The organism is Natronococcus sp. JC468 (assembly GCF_012163165.1).
Taxonomy (GTDB): domain Archaea; phylum Halobacteriota; class Halobacteria; order Halobacteriales; family Natrialbaceae; genus Natronococcus; species Natronococcus jeotgali.
This window is the reverse complement of sequence record NZ_JAAVUO010000036.1, coordinates 1-12726: the sequence shown is the minus strand read 5'-3', so window position 1 is coordinate 12726 and position 12726 is coordinate 1. Positions and strand designations below refer to the sequence as shown.

The following is a 12726-nucleotide window of genomic DNA, read 5'->3' as shown; positions in this document are numbered from 1 at the left end:
CTAAGATAATAAGAGCTATGATTTTAGAATGAATATTTAGCAATAGTCGAACTCCTCGTCGAACGCGAGGCGTCTCAGCTCCTGGTCAAGTTCGTTCTGCAGCCCACAGCAGATACAGCCGTTCGACAGCTCCGTGACACCGCTATCCTCCACCGAGAGTTCGGAGCCGTTCTCGATGAGGTCGGCGTCGACGTTTATCTCGCCGACATCGTTGACGAGGACGGCGATATCGTACTCCTCGCCGCCAACCGTGAGGAGGTGATTGAGCAGGGTCGTCTTTCCGACTCCGAGTCCGCCACTGAGGGTCGTGACCGGGGGTTGGTCGTCGACGGCCATCAGTCGTCGGCCAGTGCGAGTTCGCGCTGTTCGTCGGAGGTGAATGGGTCCGGGTATTCGTTCCAGTTCTCGGCCATCTCTGCGTCTGAGAGAACACAGTCTTCCAGTCGCTCGACTAGTGTCTCCTGATCGAATTCGCGGCCGATGAATACGAGTTCTGATCCGCGGTCGCCCCACTGGTCGTCCCAGTCCTCTTTAATGCCGGGACGAGCAGCGAAGTAGCGCTCCTGTTGGGCCTTTGGGAGCGTGGCGATCCACGTCCCTTTCGGACCCGCCCGGACCGACTGGCCTGCTTTGTCGAGCCCCATCGCGATGTCTTCGCGACCGGCGGACCAGAAAAAGCCCTTTGCGCGAACGATACCGTCGGGGAGATCGGCAAACAGACGAGCGATCCGCTCGGGATGGAACGGTCGGTCGGCGTCGAAGACGAACGAGGTGACCCCGTGTTCATCGGCGGCTGACTCGTGGTGGTGTCCATGCTGGAGTTCGCGCTTCCATCCGGCGGACTGGCTTGCTGCCTCGAAGTCAAACCGACCCGTGTTCAGGATCTCCTCACAATCGACGGCGCCGTGTTCGGTCCGGATGATCTTCGCTCGCGGCTGGAGCGTCTTCAGGACGGCCTCCATCTCCTCGAGTTCGTCGTCCGGGACAAGGTCACACTTGTTCAACAGGAGGACGTCGCAGAACTCGATCTGGTCCATGAGGGCTTCCTCGGGGACACGATTGCCCTGCGGCTCCATTTCATCGTCAGTGAGTACCTGTCCGGAGTCGAAGCCCTGCCAGAAGCTGTGTGCGTCGACGACGCTGACCATCGTGTCGAGTTCGTAGACACCCGTGGGGTCGAACTCCGCGTCCTCGAACCCGCGGGCGAACGTCTGGGCGACCGGAATCGGTTCGCTGATTCCGGACGATTCGACGAGGAGATAGTCGAAATCGCGCTCTTCTGCCAAACGCCCCACCTCGTCAAGCATGTCTCCGCGGAGTCGACAGCAAATACAGCCGTTCGACAACTCGATGATTTCCTCATCGCTCTGTGTGAGTTCCGACTCGCGTTCAACGAGGTCAGCATCGACATTCACCTCCCCCATGTCGTTGACGACGACGGCGGCGTTCAGTTCCTGCTCGCTACTGAGAATGTGGTTGAGCGTCGTCGTCTTTCCGGCACCGAGGCTTCCGCTGAGGATTGTCACCGGGATCGGGTTGTTGAACGGCATATTCTGATTATGAATCTACCCCATTAAAATACTAATCATTATGTCTTAGCTACACAAGTAATAATAAGAGATAATAATCTGGGGTGGAATTTTAGTATATGAGCGTCGTTAGCATCTCGATGCCTGAAGCGTTACACGAAGTCAAGGAGAAAGCCCACGACTGTAGTCGTGGGATGAATCCGACGAAGGAGGACACACCCCACGAGGGACAGCAGGCTGAGTCTCCCACACCAAACAATAGGATTACATATCCGTATTCCGTCTCAGGACGTGATGAAGCGTTCCAACGAGTTTAGCGTCCGCCCTGCTTCACGGAAGAAGCGTCGGGTGGTCACGCGCTGGTTGGACGCTTCTGCCAGTCTCTGGAACGAAACAAACTACGCTCGCCGCCAAGCCTTCCTCAACGACGAATCCGTCTGGGACGCTGATACAGGCCGACTCGAAGGTCAGTACAAGAGCGTCCTCAGCAGTTCTGTCGCTCAGCAAATCACCCGAAAGAACTCCGAAGCATGGCGGTCGTTTCTCAGCCTCAACGAGAAATACCACGCTGGAAAACTCGATGAGAAACCGTCGCCGCCGGGATACTGGGGCAACGAAGACGATGGACGCGTTCTCCGCACGTACGTCCGCAACGACCAGTACACCATCAAATACGGAGAACGCTCCCGACTCGAACTCCCCATCGGTAAGGAACTCAAAGACGAACTCGGGTTGAATCGGAACCAGCGCCTTCGCGTTGAGGTTGCGGGCAACCCGAAGTGGAACGGCGAGCAGGGTCGGTTAGAACTCGTGTACGACGAACTCGCAGACACGTTCATGGCTTATCAACCAGTCACAATCAACGATTCTCGACTGGATTCACCACTGGCTTCGGAAGAAGCCGCTCTGGACGTGGGCGCGAACAACCTCGTCGCTTGCACAGTTTCGACCGGCACACAATACCTGTACAGCGGACGAGACTTGTTCGAGGAGTTTCGTTCAACCACGGAGCAAATCGCGTACTACCAGTCGCTCCTCGAAAACCAGCGCAAGTCCAGCAACCGCATCGACCGATTGTACCGTAAGCGAACAAACCAGCGCGACCACGCCCAAGACAGCCTCGTCCGAGACCTCGTTGAACGGTTGTACGACGAGGGCGTCTCAACACTGTACGTCGGGGACATCAATGGTGTTCTCTCGACGCACTGGTCTGCTCGTGTGAACGAGAAGACGCACAACTTCTGGGCGTATCTCCGGTTCATCAATCGCCTCGAATGCGTCTGCGAGGAGTACGGTATCACGGTCGAGGAAGAATCCGAAGAGTGGACGAGTCAGGAGTGCCCCGAGTGTAGCGAACGCGGGGAGACGGTTCGCCACGTGGACTCGTTGACCTGTCCGTGTGGATTCGAAGGACACGCTGACCTCGTGGCCTCAGAATCGTTCCTGAGACGGCAGACAGCAGAAGTAAGGTCGATGGCACGGCCCGTGTACCTCAAGTGGAACAATCATAATTGGCGGGAACACCATAGCCCGCCCTCCATCGCGGAGACAACAGCCAACGAGGAGTACACAAACCAAAGTACCGCTTCGAGCGAGAATATCGCTCTCGGGGACTCAGGCGACTGAGACTCCCACGAGAGGAATCCCACGACTTCAGTCGTGGGTGAATGTCAACTCATTCGGCAGAGATCCCATTGATCAGTACATCGAGTCGTGAAGGCGTGTTAAAATCCGCAGGAACGGATAGGCGCCGCGTGCTTGTATTCAGTGAGATAGGGCAGCAGCGATTCCGACAGGTGGTACAGTTATCAGCAGGGGCGGCATCTGTGTCCATATGCCCGAAGAGGTCCTGTTCAAATCGGAAAGCGACCAGAGTCGAGAGGAAACCGCAGCGTATCTTCGCCGTGTAGCCGACAAATTGGAACAAGGAGACGGAATCACTCTGAAATCGGGATCCGATTCCGTGACAATGGAGCCGCCAGCTCGCCCGACGTTCGAGGTCAAAGCCGAACGTGAGGGGCCGACAGATGGTCCCGGTGAATTGAGTATCGAGTTCGAACTCGAATGGGACGAAAACGGCGCTGATGGAGATAGTGGGAGCAGTCAGCTGGAAATCGAGTGAGAACCAGCCGTGAGTACAGCCTAGTGCTCCGCGAGGAGCATCAGTTTGACCCGACTCACCGCATCGAAATCGCGCAAGCGATAGGTGAGGTCCCGGACACGCGGTGCCGGTCCGCTGCAGAAGAGCGTCTCGAGACACCACTCTCCTTTATGGATATGATTCGTGGTCGTGATGACATCCTGAAACTGATGTTGTACGTCGTGAATCTCTTCGATGACCGCTTCGTGTTCGTAATCGAAAGCGATGATAACGACGACGTCGCCTTCGATATCCTCCAGTCTGGTGTGTACCTCGATGTACTCCTGCATCGCTTCGCGGACGCCACGCGAACGTGAATCTAACCCCTCTGCCTGCCACGTCTCATCGAACTCGGAGAGGAGGTCGTCGGGGATGTTGAAACTCGTGCGCATCGTGTGTTAATTTACATTCTGTTGTTCGTTGATCTGTGCATTCATGACATCGGCAGGTACGACCGTGTATTCGACTGAAACTGACTCGTCTGCTCCTCTAACAGTTCCGATGAATCGCAGGACGTCGTCGTACGCAGCTTCGATGACGAATGTCTCGACACAGCCGGCGTTGCCTTCGAGGCAATTGTGGGAGTTCGACCGGATTGACGCTTCGAATTCGTGGCGGATATCCATCATCCGGCGTTCGATCTCTGGCTCGTCGTATCCGAAGACAGCCGTAACTGTCGCCAATACCCGCCGATCCTCGTCGTCTGTCTCTTGGTACTCTTCGAGCAGCGACTGGCACGCTTCGCGGATGACCTCACTTCGTCCGGTGTAGCCGTGTTCTTCCGCAAACGTATCGAGATCGTCCCGGAGTCGCTCCGTCATCGAGGAGCTCACGATGGGCATATATTAAAAATAGTCTCGGAGATAATAGAGATGGTGATCTTGTAATAGGTGGTTAACAACCTTACTGTAAGAGCGTATCAGTGGCTAGTGCCGACGGGATTTCCGAGCGCATCCCTAATTCGCGCGACGTGGTCCACAAAGTCACGAGAGGTCCGTTCACGTGGGCGCTCAAGGTCAATAGAGAACGTCGACTGCACGGTTCCCGGATCGGCATCCATGACGACCACGCGATCAGCGAGGGTCACTGCCTCGTCGATGTTGTGGGTGACGAACACGACGGTCTGTCCGGTTTGCGTCCAGATATCGAGCAATTCGGCGTGCAAACGGTCGCGCGTCCGAGCATCGACACTACCGAACGGTTCGTCCATCAAGAGGATCTCCGGATCGGGGGCGAGCGCGCGAGCGATACCGACGCGCTGTTTCATGCCGCCAGACAGCTCTTTTGGGTATGCGTCCTCGAAGCCGTCGAGCCCCACCAAGTCGATCAACTCCTGGACCCGTGCCTCGCAGTCGGGACAGTCACAGGCGGGCCGGTCAAGGCCAAACCGGATATTCCCGCAGACGGTCCGCCAGGGGAACAGTGCGTACTCCTGAAAGACCATTCCCCTGTCCAGCCCAGGACCGGTAACCGGGTCTCCACCGACCAGTATCGACCCACCATCCGGATCGTCAAGCCCGGCGATTGCTCGCAACAGCGTCGTCTTCCCACACCCGGACGGACCGACGACACAGCAGAACTCACCCTCCGACACCGAGAGTGAGACGTCATCGAGCGCCTGGGTCGACTCGTATGACCGGCTGACGTTCTGGATAGTGATCTTCTCATGTGAGTCTCGACCGGTAGACGAGTTCGAACTCAGCGCCATGCGAGGACCCTCCGTTCGAATAGTCGGAACCCGACGTCCATACAGAGGAACGCCAGGCTGATCAGGAACATGTAGGCGACGCTGGTCGCCATTGCGAGGTTGTTCGAGGCGTTGATAATCTCGTAGCCGACGCCTGGTGCGCCGAACAGCTCGGCACCGACGACGATCATCCAGCAGCGACCAATGCTCGTCCGGAACCCAGTCAGCACTTGGGGTGCCGCACTCGGGAGCGCGACGAGTTTCAGCATCGAGAGGTCGCGCTCGACTCCGAGCGTCGATGCGGCATCGGTCAGTTCAGTCGAAACGCCCTCTATGCCGCCGTAGGCGCCGTAGAAGTTGATCCAGAACGCGCCGACGAAGACGATGAACGCCGCGCCAGTGTGGTGGATGCCGAACCAGACGATGGCGAAGACGACCCACGCCAGCGGCGGGATCGGTCGCAGTACCCGGACGAGCGGCCGCAACCAGTCGTCGAGCGCACCGTTCCAGCCCATCACAAGGCCGAGACTGACGCCACAGAGCGCGCCGAGAAGGAGCCCCGGCACGTAGTGGAACAGCGTCTGTGCGAGGTGTGCGAGCCCAGTCGGTAGTGCGAGACTCGACCCCAGAACGGGAACTACAATCGCCGTCGAGGTCGCAAACAGTTCGATAAACGCGTGCACTGATTCGAGAGGGCCCGGCACCAGATACGACGGCTGGATCGTCATCGCGCCAACCCACCAGACGAGCAGGAACACGAGGAGACCGCCCAGGCCGCGGAGATACCGCCGCAGGTCCCCCTCGAAGCTACCGGTGACCACCGCGTTGGAACTGGTGTCGGTACGTGTACTCATTCCTGGATGGCGTCGTAGGGGTCGAACGCGAACAGATTTTCAGTCGCGACCGGGTCTTCGATGTTGCCGACGTTGGCGACGAATTCGCCCATCGTCGCGGCCTGGTCGGTGATCGCGTGCGGGTTCGAGAAGAACTCTGAGGCCTGAGAGTTCATGGCCGCCGTCGCGAGGTCCTCGCTCACGCCGGAGCCGATGACCGAGGCGGCGTGGGCGGCGGCTGCACCCGGTGAGTCCGCCGTGAACTCGGTCGCTGCCACGTGCTGTTCGACCAGCGATTGGGCAACCTCGCTGTCGTCGAGCACTTGCTGGTTCGCGAACAACACCGTGACCGGGTGATCTTCCAGTATATTTCCAGACCAGGCGAGTTTGCCGAAACCGTCATCTTGGCCAATGACCGTTGCGAACGGCTCCTGAATGATCGTCGCGTCGATGTCGCCCGACTGGATGGTCTGGACCGCCTTCGCTGGCGGGACTTTCGACTTGTCGATGACGGACTTCGTCTCCCCAACGTCTAAGTCCTCCTGAATCCAGTATCTGAGGACGATATCGGGGACGCTCCCGTCCGGTGGGGCACCGAACCGGACCTTGCGGCCGTGCTCTTCCTCGAAGCGCTCGAACGCGGCTGCCCCCTCCTGTTCGTAGCGGTCGACGAGTTCGGTTGTCCCCATGATCTTGAATCCGTTTCTCGAGTTCGCCGCGAGGATGCTGGCGTCGGTGCCTTTGTCAACGAGGACCATTGCAGGAGTGATCCCGAAGAGCGCAACGTCGACGTCCCCACTTGCGAACGCCTTGACAACACTGGGGCCGGAGCTGAACCGCTCTATTGTGACATCTGTCGGAACGTCCTCGTAGTACCCCTCTTGTTCCATCACGTAGTGTTGCATGTTCGGATAAATTGGGACGTATGCGACCGTGACGGAATCGAGTGATGTACCTCCCTGACCGAGACAGCCAGCAATTCCCGTCGCAGCAATCGTGGTTGCGCCTGCCTTCTGGAGTAGTCTTCGGCGCGAGATTTGAACCATCAGTGTTGCTAATATTGAGGGTGGTTCTAATAATATCTGTGATTCTTGGTAGGTGGTTAATATCAGTAAGGAGTAGAGTTCGCAGATGTTGCTAGAGTCGGTGTGAATTCAGTGAGAGAGACAGAACAGTATCAATTCATATCGGCCAGCGGGCCGAAGTCGTCGACGGGTAGCACTGAGCAGTCGATTGTGAGCGTGTCCTTCGTCGCTTGGATCTTCCCGACGAACCTCGAGATCTCTTCGAGCGACCCTTCGAGTACGAACAGTTGGCTCTGGTGAATCACTAGACGGCGGTGACTTACCGGTGGAGATACGTTGTTCAAGGCGTCAGGAGAGATCGATTATAAACTGCAGCCTTGAAGAATCCGGCTATGACGAACCGATTGGGCAGTCTGAGGACGACAGCGAGACACTGCAACCCGACGCAGTATGGCGATTCACCAGAGCCGAACAGTTCCATGCAATGATGGCCGCCGACGTGGCTGTGGAAGTTCGATGCGACGATGTCCTCGTGTTCGTGACGGATCTGCATCATCTTCTCCTCGACGCTCGTCGTTTCGTAATCAAAAACCACCGTGACGACGCCCATCAAGTCTCGATCTTCGAGTTTCGTATCCTCGAACTCACCGAGGAGGTTCCGACTCGCCTCACGAAGTACTTCACTGCGACCAGTATAGCCGTGATCGTCCGCAAACTGGTCGATTCAATTAAGCAACTCTTCCGGCATCGAGACGCTGACCACACTCATATAAGGAACACATCGAAAAAGGTGAACTCGATCGCCGAACAAACTACTATGCACTCACTGACAAAGGGGATGAGGCAATTCAGGAGCGCCGAGAATGGGAATCACAGTACGTCGACGTGTAACTGGACTTATATGTCGGTCCAGGATGCGCCTATGCCACTATCCTCGTCGTCATCATCACCCGTCTGCTCTTCTGACTGCCGTTCCGGATCCGACCGTGGCTCTGGCGCCTCGGGTGCCGATACAGGTGTCTCAGGTTCCCGAAGTGGCTTTGCGTCCGGCGAGTCACCACCTCCATTGTTGTCCCCCGCATCGGGCTCGAGGTCGAGAGTCTCAACGCTACCAGTCGAGCCGTCTAGCCAGGCCTCGATCGGGACCGCCTCTTCGCTGCCAACGTCGAACATGAGCAACTCAGGATCGCCCTCGAGGTCGCGATCGTCGTTCGGCACGATAGCGATCCGGAACGCCTCGGGCTCGGGAACCGAGTCATGGCCGTGCTCACGGAACATCGCCTCAGGGATCACGGGCTCGTAGATGTGCGTCCACTCATCGGTGAGCGGACTCTTCGCACCGTACTTCCGCTCAACAACACCGTTACGTTCGACAATGTAGTTAGTCTCCACGGGATCGTAGTGAACCGTTGCCGGTGCATCCCTCGGATCGCGCTCGCGGTAGTCCTCGGGCCCATCAAACTGGAGGTATATCTCGTCAGTGTCCCGATCGCGACAGACAATCGTGCCGTCCTCGAGTTCGACCCACTTCGTCGAAGCGTCACCTGGTACAACCGCAAGCTTCTCGATACCGGTGTCGTCGCGGGCCATCTCGAGTTGCCCTCGAGTGTAGAACTTCCGGGAGACTCCCGCCGGCGTTCGGACCGACACGAACGGGTCGCTGCCGTCGGCACCAAAGATCGCCGCGAGGCGCTCAGCGTTTCTCGTCAGTCCGTCGTCGCCACCGTCACCGACCACGAAGAGCAACTGCTCAGGACTCGGGGCCTTCGCCGCGTTCTTGATCGGACCACCAGGCTTCGAGAGCCCCTTCGACTCGGCTTCGATGTACAGCGTGTCTGTCCCAGAGAGCTCGAGAATTTCAGGATAGTCGCCCTCGAGGCGTGACCGAACGAGTTGGTCGCGCTCGTCTTCCGAGAGGTCGCCGTCAGGAACGATTGCTGACGGAACTTCACCGATCGCATCGGGTAACTCATCACCGTCTTGGGTTGGCAATTTCATCTCGTACCCCGACCGTGTCCCCCACTCGTAGACCTCACGAAGCATATGGCGGTGCTTGCTCTTCCCGCCCGACCCACCCGAGCCGGTCTCGAGACCGATCTGACCGCGTCCCTCTGGTGTGACCGTGATCTCCAGGCCGTTGCTCGTACTCCGCTGCTCGAGCGCACCAACCGCCTCAAGCCGTTCAACAATATTCGACGCCTGCGTGTACTCGAGGCCAGTCGCGTCGGTCACTGCCTGTTCTGCAGCCGACGTCTCAACTGACTCAGATTCGGCACGGATCATCTCGTCGTAGATCGCTTTGAGTGCCGTCTGTGCTGCTTCGACGTCGTCGACGTCCATCGCGTCGCTCTGGTCTGCGGCGACCTTATCCCGACCGGAGCCACCGGGATCGGTTGACTGACCAACATCGGCGAAAAAGAGGTCGTCCAAGATTTCCCGACCCGACTGTCGTTCGATCCCGTAGCGCTCAGTCGACTGCTGGATCAAGTCGAACGCGCCCTCGATCGAGTGTAGCGGTGGGTACGGCGGCGTTAGTTTCGCCATGAACGAGTCGTCCTCGTGGCGAAGCTTTGTCTGGGCGTGGTAGTCCGGGATCTGCGTGAGGTCCTGTGGGTCTTTTCCGCCGAATCGGTCGGCGAGTGCCCGTGCCTCGTCGGGGAGTAGTGGGTTCAGCGACACCAGCGTATTACAGTTCGACAGGATCGCCTGCTGGGCCTCGGCGTCAAGCTGGTGGAGCGTCTGGGTCGCCAGGAGAAGTCCAAGTTTCTTCGACCGGGCCTTCGTGAGCATCTTGTCGATCTGGCTGGCCTCGGTGAGCACGTCGTCGCACTCGTCGATCATCAGGAAGTACGGATCGTAATCCCCGCCGATACCGCTGGCGCCGGCCAGTTCCCGGACCTTCTTCTCGGAGGGGTTGATCCGGTCGTTGACGCAGGTCCAGACCCGCCGCATCACGGCCGTCGCGACCATCTTTTTCGCCTCGCCCGGAAGGTCGTTCTTACAGATGATGATCTTACCCTCGTTGACGGCCTCGGCGATCGAGACGTCGGACTCGCGCTGGGCGAGGATTTGCCGAGTGATGGGATTCTCTACCCAGTCCTTCAGCCTCCCGACGAGTGCATCGAGTTCCTGGTCGGTTAGTTCCTCGGCGATCTGTCGCGTGTAGACTTCGAGGAACGCGATGTCGTCGTCGTCCGCCTCGGCGATCAGGTCCGCGAACTCGTAGCGGTTCTCTTCCTCGAGCAGCGCGTAGTACAGTTCGAGTGGCGTAAACTCGAACTCATGGCGGATCATCCCTCGGACCATCGTCTTCATCACGCGGTCCATCCGGTTGCCCCAGAAGTCGCCCGCCTTGAGCAACTCTTTGAAGTCCGAGACGATACCCTCGATCTCCTCGTCGAAGCCAGTCTCGCCGGGTTCGTGGTAAGTCTCGAAGAGGTTGAACCCGACCGACTTGTCGAGGAAGTCGTCACCAGGCGCGATGTAGATGACGTCCTCCCAGCGGTCTTTCGGGACGCGTCGCAGGAGATCATAGATATCGTCACCCTTTGGATCGATGATTGTCACGCCGTGGCCAGCGTACATTAGCGCCACCGCATCGTTGTACATCTTCGTGGTCTTCCCGGTACCCGTCGACCCCCCGTAGAAGACGTGCCGGAACAGGCGGTCGAACTCGACGGGAACCTCGCGACCCGAACTCTCCGAGACGCCGATCCAGAGTGGTTGTTTCGGTTCGGCCTGGGCGTTCTCGATCATGGCTCGCGGCCACGCCCCGGCGTAGGTCTCGACTTCCTCTTCGACAGGGTCGTAGCGCTCGATCGCCCACTCCTTGTTGTTCACTAAGACGGGCTCGGTTGGGTCGTCCTCGCCTTCGATCTGTGCGCCGAACTTCTCGAGTTCGTCCGTTGGTTCGTCTCCGAATAGACTCATGCACCGACCCCCTCGCTATCCACATCCGCGTCCTGTTCGTCCGTCTGTCCGACCTCCCAGTCGTCGTATTCTTCCGGCGGTATCCACGTCGCCGGGATATCGTACTGCCACTGGTCGCTGCCCTCGAGGTCGAACGACCGCGATTCTTTCTCCCATGGGACCACCTCGGCGTCGTGGTACTCCGAGAACCGGGGCGCGTTTGCCGGGACGTCCCCGGCGTGCGACGTCAGCGACCAATCGACGTCCTGCGTGTTGATATCGTCGTTCGGGATGTGGATCAACCCCGCTGCGCCACGGACACCCATCACGAGCGTTCGGTCCGCACGGGTACGGCCGTAGGCGCGCTCGAGCTCCCGAATCAGATTCTTGTCGTACAGCGGGACGACCTCGAAGCCCTGCTCGGTTTTCGACTCGTAGTAGGCGTCGAACTGCTGGGCCGTCTCCGCGACGCGCTGAATCGCCATCTGCGGGTCGTCCGAGACGCCGACGATACGGAGGTTCAGCCGAAAGCCCTTCTCGCCGCGCTGTTCGCGAACCGTGTTCGCGGCCTGCTTGTCCTTGTTCGACGGATCACGTTCCTCGCCGACGATCTCGAACTTCTCCGGGAACAGTTCCTTCTTTATCGCGTGTTTGAATCCCTCGTCTTTCCGGGGACTCTTGAGTTCGTCCGCGATATCGTCAATCGACGGCGCGAGCAGCCCACCCTTCCACCAGTTATTCGACGCCGGCTCGAAGATGGTCTGGACCGCTAGGTCAGTCTGGCAGTCGATCTCACGCTCGCCGATCATCTCCGCAGTGATAGAGCCGTAGGGATCGTTCTCGAAGCCCTCGATGTCCATGTGCTTGATCGGATAGAGGTGGCGACCATCCTCGCGCTTCCGGAGACGGAGATAGGCCCCAGCGACATACCGGCCCTCCTCGAGCGGTAGTAGGGTCGGCTGGTCGTGCTCGGAGACGTCGATATGGGCGTCTGGATAGAACGTCTCGAGCTGACGTTGCATCTGCTTCTGGGCCGTCTCGGTCGCCATCACCCACTGGAACCCGACGAGCCCGTTCACATACTGGAGTTCAAACGAGTGGGGCCCGGCGCTTGGGTTGTGAACGGCCGTCAGGAGGTCGATCGCGTCCTTCGGCCCGCCGCCGTCCTTATTCGGTTGGACGGAGATCGACTTCCGCTCCGGCAGTTCGCTGTAGAGGCGCTCGCCGAGTTCCGGCGTGATCTCGAGGGCGTCGTAACCGTCGTCGATGCCGAGTTTCTGTTTCGTGGCACAGGCGACCCGGTGTCCGAGGCCCATTAGGACCACCTCCACTGGCAGGTCTCGTCGTACTGACGAAGATACTCCTGGTAATCCTCGCCGTGCTTGCTCGGGTCGTACATCAACGCAACCGCCTCTCGAGGGTTCTGGTCGTAATCCATCCGGACGCGCCCGGGGAAACAGCCCTCGTTGTCGACCCGTAACAGGACTTCGGAGAACCCATCCGCGAGATTCCCCTTCTGGAGGTCGTCGATCAGTTCGGCTTCGTCACTCGAGAGACCGAGGCGCTTGCCCCACTGTTCGTTCATCCCTTCGACGTACTGGTA

The 12726-nt window shown here is 58.8% G+C and carries 11 protein-coding genes and 4 pseudogenes; 3 read left to right on the top strand and 12 right to left on the bottom strand.

Features of this window, described 5'->3' with window-relative positions; genetic code table 11:
• Positions 1–42: 42 nt before the first annotated feature.
• Together GWG54_RS16345 and GWG54_RS16340 are read right to left on the bottom strand one after the other, a co-directional pair.
• Positions 43–336, bottom strand: a pseudogene (locus GWG54_RS16345) (GTP-binding protein); the annotation flags it as partial.
• Complete coding sequence (locus GWG54_RS16340; protein WP_167938779.1) at positions 336–1550, bottom strand: GTP-binding protein; 1215 nt, start codon at positions 1548–1550, stop codon at positions 336–338. The gene GWG54_RS16340 and the pseudogene GWG54_RS16345, both read right to left, overlap by 1 nt.
• A 273-nt stretch (positions 1551–1823) precedes the next feature.
• Here GWG54_RS16340 and GWG54_RS16335 point away from each other — a divergent pair, with 273 nt between their 5' ends.
• Positions 1824–3155 carry an RNA-guided endonuclease TnpB family protein gene (locus tag GWG54_RS16335; protein ID WP_167938778.1) on the top strand — a complete coding sequence of 444 codons (1332 nt, stop codon included), beginning with the start codon at positions 1824–1826 and terminating at the stop codon, positions 3153–3155.
• 208 nt (positions 3156–3363) lie between these two features.
• Positions 3364–3651: an amphi-Trp domain-containing protein gene (locus GWG54_RS16330; RefSeq protein ID WP_167938777.1), complete on the top strand. Its 288-nt coding sequence runs from the start codon at positions 3364–3366 to the stop codon at positions 3649–3651.
• A gap of 20 nt (positions 3652–3671) precedes the next feature.
• On the opposite strand, the gene GWG54_RS16325 is transcribed toward GWG54_RS16330, so the two are convergent.
• The 7 genes and pseudogenes from GWG54_RS16325 to GWG54_RS16295 form a co-directional block, all read right to left on the bottom strand.
• On the bottom strand, positions 3672–4061 hold the full coding sequence (locus GWG54_RS16325; protein ID WP_167938776.1) for a CopG family ribbon-helix-helix protein: 390 nt from the start codon (positions 4059–4061) through the stop codon (positions 3672–3674).
• Positions 4062–4067: 6 nt separating this feature from the next.
• On the bottom strand, positions 4068–4490 hold the full coding sequence (locus GWG54_RS16320; protein ID WP_167938775.1) for a CopG family ribbon-helix-helix protein: 423 nt from the start codon (positions 4488–4490) through the stop codon (positions 4068–4070).
• A 98-nt stretch (positions 4491–4588) separates the two neighbouring features.
• Entirely contained in the window at positions 4589–5377 is a 789-nt protein-coding gene (locus GWG54_RS16315; protein ID WP_167938774.1) for an ABC transporter ATP-binding protein, read from the bottom strand.
• Positions 5368–6210: an ABC transporter permease gene (locus GWG54_RS16310; protein WP_167938773.1), complete on the bottom strand. Its 843-nt coding sequence runs from the start codon at positions 6208–6210 to the stop codon at positions 5368–5370. The genes GWG54_RS16315 and GWG54_RS16310 overlap by 10 nt, the downstream gene beginning before the upstream one ends.
• Positions 6207–7235 (bottom strand): ABC transporter substrate-binding protein, encoded by a 1029-nt coding sequence (locus GWG54_RS16305; RefSeq protein ID WP_167938772.1) that lies wholly within the window; start codon positions 7233–7235, stop codon positions 6207–6209. Before GWG54_RS16305 ends, GWG54_RS16310 begins: the two co-directional genes overlap by 4 nt.
• A 131-nt stretch (positions 7236–7366) precedes the next feature.
• Positions 7367–7501: pseudogene (locus GWG54_RS16300) on the bottom strand (nickel-responsive transcriptional regulator NikR); the annotation flags it as partial.
• 188 nt (positions 7502–7689) lie between these two features.
• A pseudogene (locus GWG54_RS16295) lies at positions 7690–7938 on the bottom strand (CopG family ribbon-helix-helix protein); the annotation flags it as partial.
• 47 nt (positions 7939–7985) lie between these two features.
• Here GWG54_RS16295 and GWG54_RS16290 point away from each other — a divergent pair.
• Positions 7986–8105: pseudogene (locus GWG54_RS16290) on the top strand (PadR family transcriptional regulator); the annotation flags it as partial.
• Positions 8106–8111: 6 nt separating this feature from the next.
• Here the strand turns inward: GWG54_RS16290 and GWG54_RS16285 are convergent.
• The 3 genes from GWG54_RS16285 to GWG54_RS16275 all read right to left on the bottom strand — a co-directional run.
• Positions 8112–10970, bottom strand: a complete 2859-nt coding sequence (locus GWG54_RS16285) for a type IV secretory system conjugative DNA transfer family protein (protein WP_167938771.1) — start codon at positions 10968–10970, stop codon at positions 8112–8114.
• Positions 10971–11140: 170 nt separating this feature from the next.
• Positions 11141–12439, bottom strand: a complete 1299-nt coding sequence (locus GWG54_RS16280) for a hypothetical protein (protein ID WP_167938770.1) — start codon at positions 12437–12439, stop codon at positions 11141–11143.
• A partial coding sequence (locus tag GWG54_RS16275; protein ID WP_167938769.1) for a hypothetical protein occupies positions 12439–12726 on the bottom strand: 288 nt, incomplete at its 5' end. The genes GWG54_RS16275 and GWG54_RS16280, both read right to left, overlap by 1 nt.